Here is a 20,750-nt window from a genome sequence, read left to right on the forward strand (position 1 = left end):
GGGCTGGCCACCTCCTCAAAGGTGGTCACGCTGAGCCCAGGGAGGACGTATGCGCTGGCGCGTGGCTCGTGCAGGGTGAACGCGATCTGGAACAGCGGCGTCCGGGAGAGATCCCGCTCCGGTTGAAGGACCTCGGCCAGCCGAGCGAACGGCACGCTCTGGTGGGCCAGGCCGTCGAGGACCGCCTCGGAAACCAGGTCGAACAGCTCGCCGAGCCGCAGGTCGCCGGCCCAGGCAGCGCGCACCGCCACGCTGTTGATGCCGTAGCCGAACAGGCGTTGCAGTTCTGGCCTGCTGCGGCTGGACATCACGGTACCGATGGTGATGTCGCTGCCGCCGGTGTAGCGGGCCATCAGCGCGTGCTCGGCGGTGAGCAGCACCTGGAACGGAGTGCGCTGCCGGTCGGCGGCGAACCGGCGAACTCCCTCGGCCAGTGCGGCCGGCAGCTCGAACGCGATCGCAGACCCCTCCGGGCTGCGCAGAGCCGGCCGCGGCCGGTCGGTGGCCAGCTCCAGCGGGCGGATGCCGGCCAGCTTCTGGCACCAGTATGCCAGGTGGCTGGTCTGCGCGGACAGCTCATCCGGACCCTGCTGCCAGGCCGCATAGTCGGCGTACTGCAGCTCCGGCTCGGGCAGCTCGGCCTGTCGGCCGGCCAGTGCGGCGGCGTAGGACGCGCTCAGCTCCTCAGCGAACAGCACCGTTGACCAAGCATCGCAGGCGATGTGGTGGAAAACCACGACCAGCAGGTGGTCGTGGGCCCCCAGCCGCAGGACCCGCAGCCGGATCGGCCATTGCTCGGCCAGATCGAAGGGCAGGTCGGCCTGCTGCGCGACGAGGGTGCGGGCACGATCGTCCCGGTCTGCCCGGCTGATGTCGCTGACGTCGACAACCTGGAAGTCGACCGGGCCGGCCGGATCGACCAGTTGCTCCGGCACGCCGGCGCTCATCGCATACCGGGTTCGCAGGATCTCGTGCCGTGCAACCACGTGCTCAGCCGCCCCGCGCAGCGCGGGCACGTCGAGGTGCCCGTGCAACCGTAGTGCGATCGGAACCAGGTACTCGGGGCTGTCCGGCTCCAGCTGGTTGAGGAACCACATCTGCTGCTGGCCGGCCGACAGTGCCAGCGGCCGGCTGCGATCGGCTCGGCGGACGCCGGCCTGCTGGCTCGGGCGATGACCGGCGAGCCGGCGGCGCAGCAGCTCCTCCCGGGCGCCGGCTGGTCGTGGCTGCCCGGAACCGGTATGCGCGGGCTGCTCGGCTGGCGTGTTCAGCGTCATGCGTTCTGATCCTTCGAGGCGAGCTCATCGGCGACCTGCTCATCGGAAAGCTGGTCGATCTCGTCGCGGATCCGGTCCTCGATCGACTGCGCCAGGTGGGCGACGGTCGGGCCGGCAAAGATGATCCGTATGTCGAGGGAAACATCGAAGTCCTGCTGCAACAGCGACATCAACCGGATCGTCAGGATCGAGTTTCCGCCGGCGGTGAAGAAGTTCTCGTGCACGCCCACCTCGCGGCCGAGCAGTTCGGCCCACCGCGCCGCGACCCGCAGCTCAGCATCGGTGCGCGGCGCCCGGTCAGCTGCACCGGCCGCCCCGGCGCCGCGGGTCAGCCTCGCGAGCAGGCCAACCCGATCGACCTTGCCGTTCTGGTTCAACGGAATGGCAGCAAGCTCGACGAAGGCGGCGGGCACCATGTAATCCGGCAGCCGATCTCGGCAGTACGCCCGCAGCTCGCTTTCGGCCGGTGACTGCCCTGGCGTCGGGACGTAACCGGCGAGAATCCGGACCGCCACCGCGCTGTCGGACAGCACGCACACCTCGGCGATTGCCGGATGGCTCGCCAGCGCAAGCCGGATCTCGTCCAGCTCGACCCGGAAGCCGCGCACCTTGACCTGCAGATCGGCCCGGCCGAGGAAGCAGACGGCGCCGTCCGGCAGTTGCCGGACCAGATCGCCGCTGCGGTAACGGCGGGTGCCGGGCGGCCCGTACGGGTCGGGCAGAAACCGCTCGGCGGTCAGGTCGGGACGATGCAGGTAACCGCGGGCCACCCCGGGCCCGGCGATGTACAGCTCACCGACCGCGCCCACCGGGGACGGCCTGAGCTCGCCGTCTAGCACGTACATCCGCAGTCCGGGCAGCGGCCGACCGATCGGCACCACCGGCGTCGGGGACGGTGCGTCGATGGCGAACGTGCTCGCTCCCACGGTGCATTCGGTCGGCCCATACTCGTTCACCAGCCGGCCCGGACCGAGCAGCGCCAACCAACGGCCGGCCAGCGCGGCCGGTAGCGCCTCACCGGCCACCAGCACCACCTCGGCCAGCTCTCGGGCCTGCTGGTCGGTGAGCTGTGCGGTCAGGATCTCCAGGTGGCCCGGGGTCAACTTGAGGAAGCTGTACGGCCCCTGCTCGACCAGCCAGCCGCCGAGGCGGTCGAGCGGCAGGTCTGGCGGCGCCAGGTGCACCGTCTGGCCGGCCATCAGTGGCGCATAGATGGTGGACACCACCAGGTCGAACGCCGCGGAGGAGAACAGCGCCGAGCCGCCCTGGCCTCGACCGGCCAACGTGCGGGCCGCCCAGCTGAGGTGGTTGACCAGCCCGTCGTGCGTGACCACCACGCCCTTCGGGACGCCGGTCGAACCGGAGGTGAAAATGACGTACGCGACCTCGGACGGGCTCGCCCCGGGCAGTGGTGCCGGCGGCGCGGATGGCGGTTCGTCCAGCCGCAGGACGGTCCCCGGGAAGTCCCGCAGCTGATCGGCGAGCCGGGCCGTCGTGAGCACCACCCTGATGCCGGCCTCGGCCAGGATTGCCATGGTCCGCTCGCGCGGCTGCGACGCCTCCAGCGGGACGTAGCCGGCGCCGGCCTTCCAGCAGCCGAGGAAGCCCACGAGCTGCTGGACCCCGCGTTCGGCGAGCACCGCGACCAGGCTCGGCGCACCCTGCGCGAGTAGCAGCCGGCCGAGCTGGTCAGCCCGGGCATCCAGGTCGGCAAAGGTCATCGAAGCCGCGCCCGCCCGCAGTGCGATGGCGGCCGGCCGGCTGCGGGCCTGCGCCTCGATCGCGGCGAGCACGGTGGCCGGGCCGGCTGGTTGCGGCTCGGTGCGGTTCCACTCCACCAGCTGCCGATGTTCGGCGGCCGGATCCAGCACGGGCAACTCGGCGAGCCGGCAGGCCGGGTCAGCCACCGCGGCGGTCAACAGCCGGACGAAGTGCTCGGCCAACCCCTGCACGGTGGACGGGTCGAACAGCGAGGTGGCGTACTCGAACATGGCAAGCATGCTGCCGTCCGGTCGGCGTCGCATGAACAGGGTCAGGTCGGTCTTGGCGATCCGCCAGGCCGCAGCGAAGGTGCCCAGGTCCTCGAGGTCGGCACCGCTGGAGGTGAGCTGGTCATCGTGCAGGTCGAAGGCGACCTGGTAGAGCGGCGTCCGGGACAGCGCCCGCTCGCCGCCGACCTCGTCCACTAGGCGCTCGAACGGCAGGTTCTGGTGGCTGAAGGTCTCGGTGGCCATGATCCGAACCTGTTCCAGCGCCGCGGTGAAGCTCTGCTCGGCATGCAGCCGGCAGCGCAGCACCAACGAGTTCAGGAAGAAGCCGACCAGGTTCTCGGTTTCTGGGCGGATCCGGCCGGCCACCGGAGTGCCGATCGGGACGTCCCAGTGCTGGGTGTATCGCGCCAGCAGCGCGGCGAAGCCGGTGAGCAGGGTTATGAACGGGGTAGCCGCATGCCGCCTGCCGAGTGCCTCCACCCCGGCGGTCAGCGCGGGTGGCAGGCTGAAGGCGTGCACGGCGCCGCGATGGTCGCGCTCGGCGCCGCGCGGCCGGTCGGTCGGCAACGGCAGCGGCTGCAGGCCGGCCAGCTGCTCGCGGGCGGAGGCCAGGTCAGGTGCGAGCTCCGCCTCGGTGAGGTGCTGGCGCTGCCAGGCAGCAAAGTCGGCATAGCGCAGCGCCAGCGGCGGCAACTGCGCCGGTACCCCGTCGTGCAGGCCCTGGCACAGCTGGGCGAATTCCCGTTCCAGGATCGCTGAGGACCAGCCGTCGCAGGCGATGTGGTGCATGGACACCAGCACCAGCGGCCGCTCGCCGGCGACCCGGACCAGCAGCGCGCGCCAGATCGGGCCGGTCTCCAGGTCGAATCCCCGCGCCAGTTGCGCACCGATGTGCGAGGCCAGGCCGTCCCGATCGGTGTCGGCGACGGTGAGCTCGACCCGTCCGGCGGGCGCGATCACCGGCACCGGGTCGCTGCCAGCCGTCGGGCTGGGCAGGTAGCGGGTGCGCAGTGACTCATGGCGCAGCTCCAGCGCATCCAGCGCCGCCTGCACGATCGGCTCGGCGGCGCCCTCGGCCGGTTCCGGTAGCTTCAGAAACAGTGGGCTCACCCACTCCGCGCCGCCGGGATCGAGCCGGTCCAGGAACCACAGCCGCTGCTGGCCGAAGGACAGCGGCGGCTGCTGGCCGGCCGGCAGCGCCAGCACCGGGCGGTCGGCCGGTGCGCTGCCCAGCAGCTCGGCCTGAGCCTGCACGGTGGCGGCGGTGAACAACCCGCGCAGCGGGATCTCCCCGCCGGCCGAGGCGGCCCGCAGCCGGGACGCCAGCCGGGTCAGGTGCAGTGACGTGCCGCCGAGCTGGAAGAAGTCGTCGTAGACCCCAATCCGGTCCACGCCAAGCAGCTGCGACCAGATCTCGGTGACGGCCTGCTCTCCGGCCGTGCGCGGTGCCAGGTAGGGCCGCCGGCCGTCGCCCGCACCCCCCGGCCAGGGCAGCGCCTGCCGATCGATTTTTCCATTCGGGAGCAACGTAAACGCGGCCAGCCCGAGCAGAATGCCGGGCACCATCGCCTCGGGCAACCGATCTCGCAGGAAGGCCGGCAGATCGGCCGGTACGGGCACCGGGTCGCCGCTGGCGCCGGCGATGACCACGTAACCAACCAGCCGGGTGTCGCCACTGTCGGTGGTCGTGCTGCTGACCAGCGCCCCGGTCACCTGCGGATGGGCCAGCAGTGTGGCCTCGATCTCCGCCGGCTCGATCCGGACGCCGTTCACCTTGATCTGCTGGTCAATCCGGCCCCGGTACTCCAGGCTACCGTCGGCACGCCAGCGGGCCAGGTCCCCCGTGCGATAGAGCCGATCGCCGGGCTGGCCGTACGGATTGGGCAGGAACCGCTCGGCAGTCAGCTCCGGCCGGCCGAGGTAGCCCCGGGCCAGCCCGATGCCACTCACCTGCAGCTCGCCGGGCACCCCGATCGGCACCGGCAGGCCCTCTTCGTCCAGCAGGAAGATCCGAATGCCCGGCAGCGACCGGCCGATCGGGACTGACCCGCGTGCCTGACCCGGCTCGGCCAGGGCGGCGGTGACGTCGATGCTGCACTCGGTCGGGCCATAGGTATTCCACACCGCCGGCCGCGCGGGCAGCGATGCGGTCGCCGTGTCGACCAGTTCGGCCTGCAGGGCCTCACCGGCGGAGCAGAGCACCCGCAAGCTGGTCAGCCCACTCCACCCGGGCTCGGCGACCAGCAGCCGCAGCACCGAGGGCACCACCTGCAGTACGGTGGCAGCGCGCTGCCCGATGGCCCGGACCAGGGCGGCGGGATCCCGCTCGGCGCCGGGCGGCGCGAGCACGACGGTGCCACCTATGATCAGTGGCGCGAAAATTTCCCAGCCGGCCGCGTCGAAGCTCAGGCCGGTCTTCTGAAGCACCCGGTCGGCGGCCGTCAGCTGCAGCGCCTCGACAGCCCAGCACACCCGATTGGCGATGCCCGCATGGCTGATCAGCACGCCCTTTGGTTGGCCGGTCGAACCGGAGGTGTAGATCGCGTAGGCAAGACGGTCCGGCCAGTCCGGCAGCGGCGGTGAGCTGGTCGGCTCGGCGGGCAGGTCCAGCCGGTCCATCACCACTACGTCGCTGTCCACCCCGGCCGTGGCCGCGATCGCCGCCAGCTCCGCGGCCGAGGCCGAGTCGGTGAGCACGATCGGCGCGCGACTGTCGGCCAGCTGGTACCTCGTGCGCCCCGCCGGATGGGCCGGGTCCAGCGGCAGGTAGCCGGCCCCGGCCCGCCAGATCGCCAGTAGCGACACCACTAGGTGCACGCTGCGCTCGGCATAGATCGCGACCAGGCGATCCGGCCCGGCGCCCAGGGCTTGCAGCCGGTGCGCCAGCCGATTGGCCCGGGCGTCCAGCTCGGCGTAGCTGCAGCGCTCGTGCTCGCTCTCGACCGCCACCGCGGCCGGCCGCATGCGCACCTGCCGGGCGATCAACTCGATTAGGCCCTGCTGGTGGCCAGCGTGGTGGGGCTGCTCGCCGGGCCGGTCGGCGGCGGGGATGGCCGTCAGGTCGGTGGTCATCAACCTCAAAGGCTCTCGTGCGGGAGAAATGGCTGGACGCTGCGGAGAAAGCCCGCTACTAGCCGCCGACGGCATCCTGTTCCATCCGGCGGCGGAGGCTGAGCGGGCGCATGTCGGTCCACACCTCACCTATGTGGGCCAGGCAGTCGGGCTTTGGGCCCGAGAAGCCGACCGCATCCCAGCCGGCCGGCAACTCACGGTCGGCCAGCCAGATGGAATACTGCTCCTCGTGGTTGCGAACCACCAGGTAGGTGCGGTCGTCAGTGTTGTTCTCAGTCATCTTTGTTCCTCGCTCGGGGTTGGGATTTCGCTAGCCAGGTCATGTGGTCTGCAAGGCCAGGCCGGCCGGTGGCAGCAGCCAGGCGCCGCCCAGGTCACCGAACTGGCGCTGCACCCAGTCATCGGAATAGACCGTGTCCAGGTATCGGTCGCCGCCATCGGCTAGCAGCAGCACCACTGTCGAATCCGGTGCCAGCTCGGCGACGAGCCGATCGGCGGCAGCCACCACCGCGCCGGACGAGGCGCCGGCCAGGATCGCCTCGGCGTGCATCAACCGGCGGCAGCCCAGCACACACTCGCGGTCATCGACATGCACGATCCGACTGGCGGCCTCCGGTTGCAGCAGGGGCGGTCGGATCGACGCGCCGTGACCGGGTAGCAACCTGCGCCGCGGCGGCTGACCGAATAGCACGCTGCCCACCGCGTCCACCGCGACCACTGTCGTGCGCAGGCCCTGCGAGCGCAGATAGGAGGCGCAGCCACGCAGGGTGCCGGTGGTGCTGGTCGCCAGGAACAGGTAGTCCGGTTCGCCGTCCAGCGCCTCGATGATCTCGGCCATCGTCTGTGCGTGCGCGGCCGGGTTGAGTGGATTTGCGTACTGGTTCGGGCAGAATGCGTCCGGGGTGCTGGCCACCAGCTCGCGAATCCGGCGCAAACGAACCGGCAGGTACTCTCCCGTATCGGCGTCCGGCTCGGTAATCACCTCGATCTCGGCGCCGTAGGCGTGAAGTATCGCCAGGTTGTGTGCCGTGGTCTTGGCGTCCACCACGCAGATAAACCGGATGCCGTGATAGCGGCAGATCTGAGCCAGCCCGATCGCCAGGTTGCCGGAACTGGACTCGATCACCACCGATCGCCCGGACACCACCTCGCCTCGCTCGATGGCGCCGAGCAGCATCGAGGCTGCCGACCGGTCCTTGATGCTGCCACCCGGATTGGCCTGTTCGAGCTTGGCGAAGACCCGGTGCCCGGATTGCGGCCACAGGTGGTGCAGCCGGACCAGCGGGGTCTGCCCGATCGCGGCCAGCACTCCGGTGTAGGCCGCCCGGGAGGGCCCGGCACCTGCCGGGTAGCCGGTCAACGTGGGCGCCGCCGCCGCGGTCGGCAATCGGGACCCGAACGTCGCCAGTTGCTGCAACTCGGCATGGTCCAACAGCGACACCCGGCCGACCCGGGCGTCCAGGTCAGCGAGCGCGGTGCCCAGCAGCCGGGCAAAGCTGGTGCCGAACCGGGCCACCGTGGCGTGATCGAACAGCTCGACGTCGTAGCGAAAGACCACCGAGAGCTGGTCGCCGTCCAGGCGCACCTCGGCGTTCAGATCGAACTGGCCCTCCATGTGCGGCAGGTCGATCTTGGTCAGACGCAGGCCGCGGTAGCTCACCTCGGGACCGAGCACACCACCGGACGGTGCGAACGGCAGGTGCGGGCGCAGCCGATCCACGGCTATCAGGGTGAAGGCGAGGTTCGGCGCCTGCATACCGGGGTGCCCGTTGTCCAGCATGGTCGGGTAGCCGATGTTGGCCAGTCCGGTCAGGATCTGCCGCTGGGCGAGCCGGATCACCTCGGTGAAGGTGCTGGTCGTACCGATCTCGAAGCGCACCAGCAGCGGGTTCACCAGGTAGCCGACCAGTTCGCGGGTGGCCGGGCTGGTGCGGTTGGAGGCGTTGCAGGCCAGCACCTGGGCCTGCCTGCCGGTATAGCAGTGCACCAACACCTGGAACACCCCGAGCAGCAACGCGAACGGGGTCACGTCGAGCCGCTCAGCGGCCCGGCGCACCCCGGAGCCGGCGGCCGGCGGCAGCCCGATCAGGCAGCTGGCGCCGGACCGGGCCGACAGCCGCGGCCGGGGCCGGTCGGTCGGCAGGGTGGCCGTTTCGGCGCCAGTGCGCAGCTGCCGCCAGTAGCGGGCCATCCGCGCACCGCGGGGTGATGCCAGCAACGCCTGCTCGGCCTGGACGTACTCGGCATAACCGGACCTGGGTACCTCCGGTGCCGAGGTGGGATCGGCCAGCAATCGGGCGTAACCGTCCAGCAGGTCGCGCAGCACCAGCGCCTGCGACGTGGCGTCGGCCACGATGTGGTGGAAGGTGAGCACCAGCGCGGTGTCGGCCGGCGTCCGGCGCAGCAGGCTGATCCGAAACGGCGCCTCGGTGGCCAGCGCGAATTGCCGCCGGGCCAGCGCACGCACCTGCGCATACAGTTCCTGCTCGGTGACCGGGCCGACATCGCGGACGTCCAGGCGGATCATCTGCGGGTCGAGGGGGAACCGGCAGGGCTGGCCGTGCACCTCGTCGAAGGTCGAGGCCAGCCAGTCGTGCCGGACCAGCAGGTGCGCCAGCGCGCGCGCCAGCACCGGCAGGTCGAGCTCGCTGCGGACCCGGGTCGCGTTCAGGATGGTGTAGGCGCTGCTGTCGGGATGAAGCTGATTCAGCAACCACATTGCCTGTTGGCCGACCGCCAACGGAGAGGGCCGCCTCATCGGCCGGCGGTCTCGCCGGCGGAGAGTTCGGATCGCAGGAACTCGGTGATCGCCGAGACGGTGGGGTAGTCCCAGGCCAGCGTGGTCTCCACCGGCAGGCCGTACTCGTCCTCGATGTCGCCGCACAGGGTCAGCGCGTACACCGAGTCCAGGCCGAGCCCGACCAACGGCGCGTCCGGGGCGATCTGGTCCGGCTCACGCTCCAGGTAGTAGGCGACGCGCCCGGTCAGCCACGCGGTGATGGCCGCCGACTCAGGTATCCGCTCCAGCTTGGTCATCACGATCTCCTCCGGTTGCGATGGGCAAGGTCAACGGCTCGCGGTGCCCCGTGCCGAGCTGGAGCGATGCCAGGTCGAAGGTGCGCTGCTCGCCGTGCCGGCGGAGCAGCTCGGTGAACAGCGGCTGGTGGTCAACGCCGCCGGTGGCAAGGCCGAGCCGCCCGCCCAGCCGGGCCAGCGCGGCCTGCAGCCAGGCCGGTTCGCGCAGGAACGCATCCGGACCGCCCCGGGCTTGCCGCCAGATGCCGATGCAGCTGGCGGCGGCAAGCAGGATGGCGTACCGGTCGGCCAGCAGGAATCCGGCTCGGCCTGCGACCACCGTGCGGTGCCGGCCGGGCAGCTCACGGCATTGCTCGCCGAGCTGGCCGAGTTCGGATCGCAGCGTCCGGGCCAGCCGGCCCAGTGGCTCCTCCGGTGCGGTTTCGGCGGTGAGCGCGGAGAATTCCGCGGTCACGCTGTCCTGGCCGCGGGCGGTCAACTCGAGCCTGCGGTAGTCCAGCGCTGGGAGGACCGTGGCCAGGTCGAACAGCTCGGCCGGCGCGGGATCCGCCCGCAACCAGCTGCGCTCGGCCAGCCGGGCCAGCTGCGGGATCATGGTTGCCTGGCACACGGTGGCGTTGGCGTGACCAAAGGTAAGAAGTTGCAGGTCGCGGCTGTTCTTAACGAACATCGCAAACGGTCCTCTACGCAGGTAGGACTGCGCGCCGAGCAGCACCGCCAGCCGACGGTCGGCCTCAGCGAGCACCTTGGGCACCAGGTACTTTGCAGCCGCGGTGGACACACTGGTCTGGTCCGGCAGCAGGTGCAGGGACCGGGCGACCACCGAGGACAGCGCGTCGCAGATCAGCAGATCCGTGAACGCCGTGGTGAGTACCGCCTGGGTCGCGGGCAGCTCAACCAGCTGGCGGTCGAACAGCCTGCGCCGCAAGCTGAATGCGGTGGCCAGCCGCAGCTGGCTGTCCAGCACGCCGACGGCCATGCTCGGCAGCGAGCCGCGGGTGCTCTGGAAAGCCCGCAGCACCGTCTCCATCGCACCGCCCACGGCGCCGACCACCGCGTCGTGGGGCACCGGGCAGTCGCGGAACTCGATGCCGGCCAGATGGCAACCACGCACCCCCACGGTCGGGAAATTCGGCAGCGGGCGGACGCTGCCGGCCGGCAACGCGGTCAGGTCCAGCAGCAGGTGCGAGTGGCTGCGGCTGCCCGGTGTGTCCCCGGTACGAGCGAACAGCAGCATCGCGTCCGCCCTGCCGGCGTTGTTCACCAGCTCCTTGCGACCGTTCACCAGCCACCGGTCGCCGCTGCGGCGGGCGGTGAGCTCGTTGCGGGTGAAGTCGTTGCCGTGCGACAGCTCGGTGTAGGCTGCCGCCGCCCGCCGGTTATCCAGCAGCAGCTCGGCGAGCCAGCGCTGCTGCTCGGTGGTGCCGTCGGTCCACACGGTGGCGGCGGCGATGTAGTTGGTCAGGCCGTAGGCAAGTCCCATGGTGGTGTCGCGGCGAAAGATGGCCCGGCCGATCTGCCCAAGCCGGTCCACCTGATGCAGCCGGCCGCCCAGCGGGGTCGGCACGAACTCGGCGTTCAGGCAGTATTCGTCGAGTAACGCGGTGCCGGCGGCCAGCAGCTCGGCCTGCTCGTCCGCGACCAGCACCGCTGGCGGGCCGATCGGGTTGGCGGCGTCGGTGGGATCGCCGAGGCGGCGCTCCAGCTCCGTCAGGTCCAGGGGGGACGGCGGCCCGCACCGCACGCTGGCCGGCGAGCTACCGCGCGGCGCGCCGTCCGCCGGCAGCGCCGGCTGATCGAGCGCCGTCATACCGGCGCCGCCTCGGCAAGCTGGCAGTGCAGCGGCGAGAACAGCTGGCCCTGGCGATACTGGCACAGCAGTGTCGGCAGCAGCTCGTCCAACACCGTTTCGCCGTCCTCGCCGGTGCTCGGCAGCAGTTGGGCCAGGACCCGGCCCAGGCAGGCGGCCAGCCACCGGCCCTGCCGCCACAGGTCAGGCACCAGATCCAGCCGATCCCGGTTGGCCAGCCACAGGTGCAGGCAGGCAGCCCCGGCATAGATCCAGCAGTACCGCTCGGCCAGGTCGAACGCGGCCGGCGGGAGGTTCCGGGCGACCGGGCGCTGGGCGGCGAGCTCGACGTGCAGCTGCTCGGCCAGGCTGGCCAGCTCGGCGGCGGCCGTCGCGGTCTCCGCGGCCAGCTCGCCCTGGGCGGCGCAGGTAGCCGCTCGCGCCGCCGCCGCCGGCAGCCCCGCCAGCACCGAGTCACCGCCGCGGGCCAACAGCTGCAACCCGGACGGGTCGAAGCCCGGCAGCGGCTCGGCCAGTCGGCTGGTCGCGTGCAACGCGGCCTGATCGTGCGCCCCGGCGGTGCTGGCCCGGGCCAGCACCGGGAACTGGGTGATCAGGCTCACCAGGTTCACCACCGTGCTGCCATCGAAGATGCCGACGATCCGGTGGTCGCGCTCAACCTTCTGGAACACCCCGTCGGCGAACGTGTTCCGCAGGAAGGCGCGAGCGCCGAGCAGTTGACCGAGCCGGCCGAGCGCGCGCTCGCCGACGGTCGGCACCAGGTACTTGCTGACCGCCGAGCCGATGCTGAGCTCGCCGGGCAGGCCGTGCGCACTGCGAGCGGCGAAGGTGCCGAGCGCCTCGCACAGCAGCACGTCGGCGTAGGTCTCGGTGAGCATCCGGGCCGACTGCGGCAGTTCGGCCAGCACGCGACCGTACATCCGGTGGGCCAGAGCGAAGCCGGTGCCGATTCGCAGGCCGCGATCCAGGGCACCCAGGGTCAGCCCGGCACACAGCGTCCGGGTCAGTTGCAGCGACCGGAGGGTGATTTCCAGGCCACCGCCGAGCGGGCCGATCAGGGCATCCGGCCCGACCACGGTGCCGCTGAAGCTGAGCCCGCTGATGTCAGCGCCCCGGATGCCCAGCGTCGGTTCGGCCGGCAGCGGTGCACAGCCGCGCACCCGCCGCTTGTCCACGAGCAACGAACTGAAGGCGCGTGGGCCGCCGGCCGGGTCCGTGCGGGCCAGCACCGTGATCAACTCGCCCCGGGTGGCGTTGTTGATCAGCCACTTGCGGCCGTCCAGGCGGAACCCGCCAGGCGCCGGGCGGGCAGTGAGTTCGCCGGCCAGCAGATCACTGCCATGACCGGGCTCGGTCAGGCCCCAGGCAACGACCGCACCGGCCCTCACCCGTTCGGCCAACCGCCCGGCCGCGCCCGGTTCGCCGGCCACCCAGGTCGAGACACAGCCGAGGAAGGTCTTGTGGTGTGCTATGGCTGCGGTCAGGTCACGCCGGGACACCGCCCGGAACACCTGCAGCAACTGATCGAGGCCGGTCAATCGGCCCCCGTACCGGGCCGGCACGTAGAAGGCGGGCACGCCGAGCTGGTCCAGCCGGGAACAGGCGGCCGCCGGGAACTCGGCCAGCTCGTCCAGCCGGACGGACTCGGCGAGCGGGATCGCCGAGGACGGTTCCCGGGGATCACCGAGCTGGCCTTCCAACTGTTCGGCTACCAGATACGGCGGGTAGCGCATCTCAGCCTGCCACCGGGTTGGCCCGGTAGCGTCGGCGCAATTCCGGCAACAGGTCCTCGAACAGCACCTTCAGTTCGTTGCGCATGAACCGGTCCCGCAGGAGCCCGCGCTGCAGTTTGCCGCTGGTCGTCCGCGGCACTCGGCCAGGCGCCACGAACACGACGTTGGCCACCCTGGTGCCAAGGCTGCTGCTCAGCCTGGCCTTCACGAGACTGGCCAGCTCCGGCAGTGGCGCGGCGAGGCCTGCCGGCCGGATCTCCTGCACCACCACGATCTCCTCGGTCGGGGCCGGCACCGAGAACGCGCTGCTCGTCCGCTCCCCGAACGCCGCGTGTAGGCCGCACAGCTCGCGCTCGATGTCCTGCGGGTAGAGATTGCGGCCGTGCACGATCAGCACCTCCTTGAGGCGGCCGGTGACGAATAGCCAGCTGTCCTCGGTACACCCCAGGTCACCGGTGCGCAGGAAGCCGGTCTCCCCGCCGGCGGTACGGGCCTGGAACAGCTCGGCGGTCAGGTCCGGCCGGCGCCAGTAACCGCCGGTCACGCTTGCTCCGCGCACCCACACCTCGCCGACAAGGCCGTCCGGCAGCTCCTGCCGGGTCTGCGGATCGATGATCCGGACGTCGTTGTCGCCGATCCGGCCGCTGGCCACCAGCGCCGTGGATCGGCCGCCGGTTGCTGGCACCAACCGGTGCGCGGCAAGCTGCTCGGCGTCCACCTCCCGGATCCGGGGCGGTTCGTCGACATGGGTGGTTGACAGCGCCAAGGTGGTCTCGGCCAACCCGTAACCGGGCGCGAACGAGGAGAGTCGGAAACCGGCCGGCGCGAACCGGTCAGCGAACCGGCGCAACGTGCCGGCGTCCACCGGTTCCGCACCGCAGACCGCGATCCGCCAGGCCGACAGGTCCAGGTCCAGGTCCGCCAGCTGGGCATCAGTGACCCGGCGCACGCACAGCTCGTAGGCGAAGTTGGGCGCGGCGGTGATGGTCGCCCGGTACCTGCTGACCAGGTGTAGCCACCGGTACGGGCGTCTGAGGAAGTCGCTGGGGGCCAGCAACACCGTCGTGGTGCCCAGGTAGAGCGGGCTGAGCAAGGTCAGGATCAGGCCCATGTCGTGAAACATCGGGATCCAGCCACAGCAGACCTGGCCCGGTTCCCAGCCGAGGCCGGCGAGCAGCAGGCGAATGTTGTGCACCAGGTTGCCGTGCGAGACCACCACGCCGCGCGGCGTACTGGTCGAGCCCGAGGTGTATTGCAGGAAGGCGGTGTCGCCCGGTTCGGCCTGGACCGGTTGCCAGGGCGCCGCAGTGTCCGGGTGCACCAGGTCGCCGATGTCGAGAATCGGTACCGGCGGGTGGCCTTCAGCAGCAAGGACGTCCGCAACCGACGCGTGCTCCGCGGGCACGGTGAGTATCGCGCTGATCTCGGCGTCAGCGGCGATCAGCGCGATCCGGCCCAGCTTGGCCCGGTCGCCGGTCGGCGGCGCGACCACCGGCAGCAGGCCGGCGTACAGGCAACCGACGAAGCCGCAGACGAAGTCGAGCCCCTGCGGATACAGCAACAGGACCCGGTCACCGCGAGCACAGCACTCAGCCAGTCCGGCCGCGATCAGGCGGGCCGCGCGGTCAAGCTCGGCGTAGCTTAGTGATTGCTCGATGTCGCCGCCCAGGCTGTTGCGGCAGAAGATCACGGCCTGTCGGTCCGGGGCCCGCTCGGCGTGCTGGGTCAGCATCCGCACGAAGTTGGGACCGTTCATCGACTCACCCCGGCCGCCTGCCGGCGCAACTCGCTGAGCGCGTCCAGGCTGTCCAGCACGGCCTTTGTCTCCACGCCGAAGTCGACCAGGCAGCCAATCTCGTCAACGCCCAGGTCGGCGAGCCGGTGGACCAGACCCAGCGCCCGGTCCACCGGCCCGAACAGCCCGCCGGTCTCATAGAACCGCTCGAAGCCGCGGGCGGCCAAATAGTCCACATCGGACTCCTGGATGGTGGCCGGGTCGAAGGTGACGCCACCGCGCGCGATGGTGGTGGAGATCAGGCTGAACGAGGACTTCAGATACGCGCACAGCGGGTCGCGGACCACTTCCTTGATCCGATCGTGCTCGCCGAGAAAAGTGTGCAGCATCAGGACCACGTGCCCGTCCCCGCCGTGCATCTGCTGGTGTGCCTCCCGGTAGGCGCGGATCTTGACCGCCAGCTCGTCCGGCTCCTGACCGAGCAGGTGCGTGAGCAGACCGGCACCCTGCCTTCCGGCGAGCTCGAACGTGGCCGTGTTGCCGGCGGTGGTGATCCAGAACGGCAGCTCGCGCTGGATCGGCGGTGGAAAGGTGCGTACCTCGGTACGGACGCCTTTGCCGTCCACCACCGCCAGCGGTTCGCCCCGCCAGAGTCGGCGGACCGTGTCCACGGTGTCGACGAAGATCTGCCGCCGCTCTGCGTAGGCGTCCGGCCTGAGCGCGAAATCCACCGGATGCCAGCCGCTGGCGAAGGAGATACCGACCCGGCCGGCCGACAGGTTGTCGACCACCGCCCAGTCCTCGGCTATCCGGAGCGGGTGGTGCAACGCCGCCACCACGCTGCCGGCGCGGATCGCGATGCGCTCGGTGGCCGCGGCGACCGCGGCGCCGGCGATGGCCGGGTTCGGGTACAGGCCGCCGAACGGATGAAAATGTCGCTCGGGCGTCCAGACCGCAGTGAAGTCGTTGCCGTCGGCGAACCGGGCGCCCTCCAGCAGCAGCTCATACCGGCCCCCTTTACCCAGCTGGATGCTGTCGTTGGCGAAGTAGAACAGGCTGAAATCCATCTCGGTTTCCTGAACTCGTGGCGCGGGAGAGAGACTGGCGGTCGGATGTGCTGGCGGTGACCCGGAAGACACTATGAGCCTGCTCTTTCGGAGCTCTATCGATCTGTTTTCCACCGGACCAGTGGGACAGGGTGACGAGACCGGCGAACAACAGCAGGCGTCGCACCGCGCGGGGTCTTCCCGAGATTGCGGGGGCGAGCACGATCACGGTCGGCGGATTCGACCGAGGCAGTCACGGGGCGGGCGGGGGTGCGGTCACCGGTGGCGCGGCGGGGGCGTCAGCAGTGGTTCTGGGCGACGATCGTACGTGGGCTGGGCAAGCGAGGATGCCGGGGTTGAGGCTGGCGTGTCGCGGGCGGTTGGGGCCGATGTTTCCGTGCCCGTCCGGACAGTCGACTGTGGGTAGAGCACCTCTGGCCTTCTTGCCGTGCGCATCCTCAGACAGGGGGATATCGCGGGGATCCTTGGCCCGAGTAGCCCACCCGCCTCATCGGCGCGAACCATGCCGCCGACCTTCTGTCCGAGGGAGCGACACGGTCGCTCAACCCACTCAACCCAGGACTTGATGTTGCTTCCCTCCGGATATGGCTGCTCGGGAAGGTTGTGGGGAACTTTCGCGGGAACTGGGCGGGGAACTCGCGGCGAAGCCTCCGGGCATGGACAACAGGACCTTCGCGGGCTCGAAGCCCGCATCGCCCGCGCCGCGTCGGACGTCGCCAGCTCTCCACAGCTGGATGCAGGACTGGTCGGACTGGTCGCAGTCCAACCCCGCTGACCGTGCGGTCGATCGCTGGCGTGCCGCGTCATCTTTGATCGCGCCGCTCGCAGATCTCGAGCAGATCCTGGCCGGCTGCGGTACCGGCAGCCAGGTCGAGGCCGGGCTGGCGGACCGGCGCCTGCTCTTTCTCGTGACAGCGGCCGTCGACGGGGATGTGGATGCGGCGCGGGTGGTCATGGCGCGGATGATGCCGGCGTTGGTGTCGAAGGCGGCGGCCCATTCCCGTGCGGGTCGGATGGATTTCGACACCGCGTTCACCGAGCTCATCGCGGCGGCGTGGATCGTCGTGACCACCTATCCCGTCGAGCGGCGTCCCGCGAAAGTCTGGATCAATGTTCTGCTGGACGCCGAACAGGCGGTTTTCGGCCGCCCCCGGCTCGCCCACCGCCGAACCGTCCCCATGCCGTTCACGCTCTTGGCCGATCAGACCGACCCCCTGATCTTCATCGGCCGCGATCCCCTCGTCGAGCTGCTCGATCTGTTGGTGGCGGCCCGGCGGGCGGGGCTGACGCCGGGCAACCTGCAGCTGCTCGTTGACCTGGGAGTCCACGGGCTGAGCCCTCAGGAGATCGCTGTTCGGGACCGGGTCACCGACCGGGCGGTCCGGATGCGTCGTCAGCGGGCCATCGTCGAGCTCGTCACCCTGCTCGACCTCCCCTCACCGCACCGCACGACCAGGACAACAATCACGACACCGCGGCAGGCCGCAACGCCGGCAGCTCGCGGCGATCGGATTCTGGCGGGCGCGGTGTGAGCGGGCGCCAAGGCGGTCCCGCTGCTGCCGGGCTTGGCCTCGACGGGGAGATCGCCCTGGCCGCCACGGCCGTTTTCCTCGTCACGCTGACCGGTGGGGTCTGGGCCGGCGCCCAGCTTGCCGCCCTCGCCGTCGGCGGCCACCGTCCCCTGCACCTCACCAGCGACGAAACCCTGGCCGCGCTCCCGCAGCTCGCTGCCCATCCGGGCCGTCCAGCCGCCGCCTGGCCAGACCGGGTCGCCGATCAACTACCCGGCCCGGTCGGCTACTGGGCGTGCACCGCACTGCCGCTCGCGGTTCTGACCCTGCTGTGCGGGCTGGCGGCAACCCTGCTGGTCACCGGCGTCGGCGTCGCCCGCAGGCGCCGTCTCGGCATCGATCCCGAAGCCCGGTTCGCCCGTCCCCTCGACCTGCTCCCACTGTGGGTGTCCGGCCCCACCCGCGGACGTATGGTCCTCGGCCGCCTCGGCCCACACCGGCGCGACCGGCTCGTCGCCACCGAGGACTCCACCCGTCCCCTCGACCGTACCGTCCACCGCTGGCAGGCCCGACGCGCCGCCCGGCGCCGCGGACAACGCGGCACGACGATCGTCATCGGCCCGTCCCAGTGCGGGAAGACCGCGGCGCTGGCGATTCCCGCGATCCTCGAATGGGACGGCCCGCTCATCGCCCTGAGCGTCAAGACCGACCTGCTCGGCGCTACCATCGAACGCCGCCGCCGCGTCGGCGAGGTCGCAGTCTTCGACCCGACCCGGGCCACCGGCCAGCCCACCACCGCCTGGTCCCCACTCGACAGCGCACGCAGCCTCGCCGGCGCCCGACGCGCCGCCCGCTCCATCGTCAACGCCACCTCGTGGACGTCAGGCAGCTCCGGCGATATGAGCTTCTGGACCTCGGCCGCCGAGGACCTGCTCGCCGGCCTGTTCTGGGGCGCGGCCACCGTGGGCCTGGGCATGGACACCGTCGTGCGCTGGGTCGTCGGGATGGAACGCGACCCGGTCCGCGCGATCCTCACCCCGCTGGCCAGCCATCTCGACCCGACCATCGCCGCGGACGGCGCCCAGGTCCTCGCCGCGTTCACCGGTCTGTGGGCCTCCGACCGCAAACAGGTCTCCTCCACCTACCTGGTCGCCCGCCAGATGATCCAGCCCTGGCAAGAACCCGACGTCGCCGCCTCCGCCACCGCCTCCCACCTCTCCCTCGCCTGGCTCCTGGACACCGGCGACGACGGCAGGCAGACCAACACCCTGTACCTGTCCGCCGATCTCGACGACGCCGAACGACTCGCCCCCGTCCTCGGCGGCCTCGTCGACGACCTGCTGCGCCAGGCCTACGCCCAGGTCGGACGCACCGGCATCCCGCTGGACCCGCCGCTGCTCGTCGTGCTCGACGAGGCCGGTAACTGGCCGATGCAGAACCTTCCCGGACGCATCTCGACCTGCGCCGGCATCGGCATCCAGCTGCTGCTCGTCTACCAGAGCAAAGCCCAGATCGACGCCGCCTACGGGACGAAGGCCGACGTCGTCATCTCCAACGCGATCACGAAGGTGTTCTTCGCCGGCCAGTCCGACCGCTCCACCCTCGACTACGCCAGCGGCCTGCTCGGCCAGGAACACATCGTGCAGACCAGCACCTCCACTGACAGCCCGGGCCTTGCCGCCCTCGGATCCGCCGGCCGGCGCAGCATCTCCCAGGCCCCGACTCGCCTCGAGCTTTTGCCCGCCGCGCTGCTGCGTCAGGTCGCACCCGGACAGGCTCTGCTCATCCACAACACCCTGCCGCCGGCCCACCTGTTCGGCCGCTACTGGTACCTCGACCCCGACCTGCACGCCCTCGCCACCGGCCGCCGCCTGTCACGCCGAGCTCTCACTCGCCAAGCCGCCCAACGCCGCATCACCGCCACCACCCCCACAATGACCGCCGCCGTGTCGTCGTCTGACACCTCGCTGGCCACCGAGCCCATCTCCACGCTCTCCACGGGCACCGCCGCCTCGGACGGCTCGGAATCCGTCAAGGACGAGCTGATCCGCCAACTCCTGACACAACGAGCGACACCCGACCGTGCGGTTTCCCTGCCGTTCTCCCCCGACCCGTCCGTCGAGGAGGACCTCGATGACCAGCCGCCCCCGCAAACCCCGTGATGAGCGGGCCACCCCCGCCGGACAATCCCCCGCTGCACGCGTTTCGCCTGCTCCGTGGCCAGATCCTCATCGATCTGCCCTTCCAACCCCACGCCGTCAGCACCGTCCGCGTCGCCACCCTCTGGCCCAATGCCGGCGACCCGCGCGGCTGGGCGCACGCCCCCTGGGAACCCGCCGGCTACGGCCGCGGATTCCGCCCCGGCCCGGTCGAACTCGGCGACGTCGTCGGCTTCATCGCCGAATCCCGGCCACCCGCCCGAGCACTACCTACTGCCATCCCCACCTCCTTCCAGGACCAACCGGCTCTCACCCGCCACCTGACCTGGTACGGCTACCTGCACGAAATCAGCGACCTCCACCTCCTCCTGCGTGGCCCCTACCCCCAGCCCCTCGCCGCCTACACCGCCGCTCAGCGAGCCCTGATCGCCACCCTCGACCAGCAGAACACCGGACGCGAACCCGTCCTGCCCGCCTCCCCACCCCTGACCACCAGCATCACCCACACCGCCGAACACAGCACCGTCGGCGACATCCACCACGGATGGATTCGCGTGCCTGCCCGCCTGCTCACCCACGCCCTCATGCAACCCGTCGACCAGCTCCGCCACCGCCTCGCCACGCGGGCTCCGTACCTGCTGACCGGCCATGAACCTCCAATCACCCTCGCCGCTCTCGCCGCCCGTCACCTCGCTGACCAGCTTCACGAACCCTTGTTCGTTCCCCCCACGCCACTACCGGCGCCCCCTGGTCCTGACGTTTCCTCACCGCCTCCCGCCGCACCCGAACCTGACCCTGAGCCCGACTCGCCCAACGCCGCTGACGAGCCAAGCACCACCAACGCCGCCTCTTCGCACACCACGGCTGTCCCATCCAGCGGGCCCGACACACACGGAACGCCGGAGGCACCCGGCCCAGGCGCTTCACCCTCGGCGTCTACCGCCGCGGATCTGCCGGACACCTCGCCCGCCGACGCCATCCCAGGATTCGAGCCGCCATGAGCACCCCCGACCGCCACGGCACCCCGGATCACGCCAGGCGGCCCACCCTCGTCGATCTGTCAGGTCCAGCAGTGCCCGCCGACCTCGGTGATCTCGCTCGCCGCGCGCTCGCACGCCACAGCGCCGGAATACCCGCCGACACCCTCATCGCCGCTCTCGCGCACCAGGGTGTCGTCGCGATCCGTACCCACCACGGACTCGTTGAAGTCCGCGAACTGGTAGATGGCTGGACCCTCGTCAAGGCCGTCGGCACACCGGACCTCACCATCCTGGCCGCGGCGGCGCGACTCCGCGCCGTCCGCCTCGCCCGCCATCGCGCCCGCTCACCCGACTCCCCCATGTAACCGGCCTCTGCGGG

General features: G+C 70.8%; 13 protein-coding genes (1 of these 13 cut by a window edge). 4 read left to right on the top strand and 9 right to left on the bottom strand.

The genetic code is table 11. The features are described from left to right. The 9 genes in view from MXD59_RS19015 to MXD59_RS19055 are tightly spaced (at most 58 nt apart) and all read right to left on the bottom strand, a layout consistent with a single transcriptional unit that may run on beyond the window. Window positions 1-1,277 carry the start of a non-ribosomal peptide synthetase gene (locus MXD59_RS19015; protein ID WP_248826012.1) on the bottom strand. Its footprint begins 22,573 nt before the window's first position, so the window shows 1,277 of its 23,850 coding nt (coding positions 1-1,277); it begins with the start codon at window positions 1,275-1,277; the stop codon falls past the left edge of the window. Beyond that, entirely contained in the window at window positions 1,274-6,340 is a 5,067-nt protein-coding gene (locus tag MXD59_RS19020) for a non-ribosomal peptide synthetase (protein ID WP_248826013.1), read from the bottom strand. Before MXD59_RS19020 ends, MXD59_RS19015 begins: the two co-directional genes overlap by 4 nt. 58 nt (window positions 6,341-6,398) lie before the next feature. Beyond that, window positions 6,399-6,620, bottom strand: coding sequence for an MbtH family protein (locus tag MXD59_RS19025; RefSeq protein ID WP_248826014.1), 222 nt, complete (start codon window positions 6,618-6,620; stop codon window positions 6,399-6,401). 39 nt (window positions 6,621-6,659) lie between these two features. Then, on the bottom strand, window positions 6,660-9,098 hold the full coding sequence (gene sbnA / locus MXD59_RS19030) for a 2,3-diaminopropionate biosynthesis protein SbnA (RefSeq protein WP_283097149.1): 2,439 nt from the start codon (window positions 9,096-9,098) through the stop codon (window positions 6,660-6,662). Beyond that, window positions 9,095-9,376, bottom strand: coding sequence for an acyl carrier protein (locus MXD59_RS19035; protein WP_248826016.1), 282 nt, complete (start codon window positions 9,374-9,376; stop codon window positions 9,095-9,097). Before MXD59_RS19035 ends, sbnA begins: the two co-directional genes overlap by 4 nt. Beyond that, window positions 9,351-11,186, bottom strand: a complete 1,836-nt coding sequence (locus MXD59_RS19040) for an acyl-CoA dehydrogenase family protein (RefSeq protein WP_248826017.1) — start codon at window positions 11,184-11,186, stop codon at window positions 9,351-9,353. The genes MXD59_RS19035 and MXD59_RS19040 overlap by 26 nt, the downstream gene beginning before the upstream one ends. Next, a complete protein-coding gene (locus MXD59_RS19045; protein WP_248826018.1) occupies window positions 11,183-12,919 on the bottom strand; it encodes an acyl-CoA dehydrogenase family protein in 1,737 nt (578 codons plus the stop codon). The genes MXD59_RS19040 and MXD59_RS19045 overlap by 4 nt, the downstream gene beginning before the upstream one ends. Before the next feature lies 1 nt (window position 12,920). Next, a complete protein-coding gene (locus tag MXD59_RS19050; RefSeq protein ID WP_248826019.1) occupies window positions 12,921-14,675 on the bottom strand; it encodes a fatty acyl-AMP ligase in 1,755 nt (584 codons plus the stop codon). Continuing rightward, the gene (locus MXD59_RS19055; RefSeq protein WP_248826020.1) at window positions 14,672-15,721 is read right to left on the bottom strand and encodes a MupA/Atu3671 family FMN-dependent luciferase-like monooxygenase; all 1,050 of its coding nucleotides are present in this window, start codon (window positions 15,719-15,721) and stop codon (window positions 14,672-14,674) included. Before MXD59_RS19055 ends, MXD59_RS19050 begins: the two co-directional genes overlap by 4 nt. 656 nt (window positions 15,722-16,377) lie before the next feature. On the opposite strand from MXD59_RS19055, the gene MXD59_RS19060 reads away from it, so the two are divergent. Genes MXD59_RS19060 through MXD59_RS19075 form a run of 4 tightly spaced genes read left to right on the top strand, consistent with a single transcriptional unit; the run spans window position 16,378 to window position 20,736 of the window. Continuing rightward, window positions 16,378-17,253, top strand: coding sequence for a sigma-70 family RNA polymerase sigma factor (locus MXD59_RS19060; protein WP_248826021.1), 876 nt, complete (start codon window positions 16,378-16,380; stop codon window positions 17,251-17,253). Next, on the top strand, window positions 17,250-19,394 hold the full coding sequence (locus MXD59_RS19065) for a type IV secretory system conjugative DNA transfer family protein (protein WP_248826022.1): 2,145 nt from the start codon (window positions 17,250-17,252) through the stop codon (window positions 19,392-19,394). Before MXD59_RS19060 ends, MXD59_RS19065 begins: the two co-directional genes overlap by 4 nt. Beyond that, window positions 19,394-20,392: a hypothetical protein gene (locus tag MXD59_RS19070; protein ID WP_248826043.1), complete on the top strand. Its 999-nt coding sequence runs from the start codon at window positions 19,394-19,396 to the stop codon at window positions 20,390-20,392. Before MXD59_RS19065 ends, MXD59_RS19070 begins: the two co-directional genes overlap by 1 nt. Next, window positions 20,389-20,736 (top strand): hypothetical protein, encoded by a 348-nt coding sequence (locus MXD59_RS19075; protein ID WP_248826023.1) that lies wholly within the window; start codon window positions 20,389-20,391, stop codon window positions 20,734-20,736. The genes MXD59_RS19070 and MXD59_RS19075 overlap by 4 nt, the downstream gene beginning before the upstream one ends. The last annotated feature ends 14 nt before the right edge of the window (window positions 20,737-20,750 follow it).

The organism is Frankia umida, from assembly GCF_023242945.1.
GTDB lineage: Bacteria > Actinomycetota > Actinomycetes > Frankiales > Frankiaceae > Frankia > Frankia umida.

What these genes read in the sequence shown, in the direction of transcription:
- MXD59_RS19060 (WP_248826021.1), top strand. Translation starts at nt 16,378, where the DNA reads ATGGACAACAGGACCTTCGCGGGCTCGAAGCCCGCATCGCCCGCGCCG.
- MXD59_RS19050 (WP_248826019.1), bottom strand. Translation starts at nt 14,675, where the DNA reads ATGAACGGTCCCAACTTCGTGCGGATGCTGACCCAGCACGCCGAGCGG.
- MXD59_RS19025 (WP_248826014.1), bottom strand. Translation starts at nt 6,620, where the DNA reads ATGACTGAGAACAACACTGACGACCGCACCTACCTGGTGGTTCGCAAC.
- sbnA (WP_283097149.1), bottom strand. Translation starts at nt 9,098, where the DNA reads ATGAGGCGGCCCTCTCCGTTGGCGGTCGGCCAACAGGCAATGTGGTTG.
- MXD59_RS19040 (WP_248826017.1), bottom strand. Translation starts at nt 11,186, where the DNA reads ATGACGGCGCTCGATCAGCCGGCGCTGCCGGCGGACGGCGCGCCGCGC.
- MXD59_RS19070 (WP_248826043.1), top strand. Translation starts at nt 19,394, where the DNA reads ATGAGCGGGCCACCCCCGCCGGACAATCCCCCGCTGCACGCGTTTCGC.
- MXD59_RS19020 (WP_248826013.1), bottom strand. Translation starts at nt 6,340, where the DNA reads ATGACCACCGACCTGACGGCCATCCCCGCCGCCGACCGGCCCGGCGAG.
- MXD59_RS19045 (WP_248826018.1), bottom strand. Translation starts at nt 12,919, where the DNA reads ATGCGCTACCCGCCGTATCTGGTAGCCGAACAGTTGGAAGGCCAGCTC.
- MXD59_RS19035 (WP_248826016.1), bottom strand. Translation starts at nt 9,376, where the DNA reads ATGACCAAGCTGGAGCGGATACCTGAGTCGGCGGCCATCACCGCGTGG.
- MXD59_RS19055 (WP_248826020.1), bottom strand. Translation starts at nt 15,721, where the DNA reads ATGGATTTCAGCCTGTTCTACTTCGCCAACGACAGCATCCAGCTGGGT.
- MXD59_RS19075 (WP_248826023.1), top strand. Translation starts at nt 20,389, where the DNA reads ATGAGCACCCCCGACCGCCACGGCACCCCGGATCACGCCAGGCGGCCC.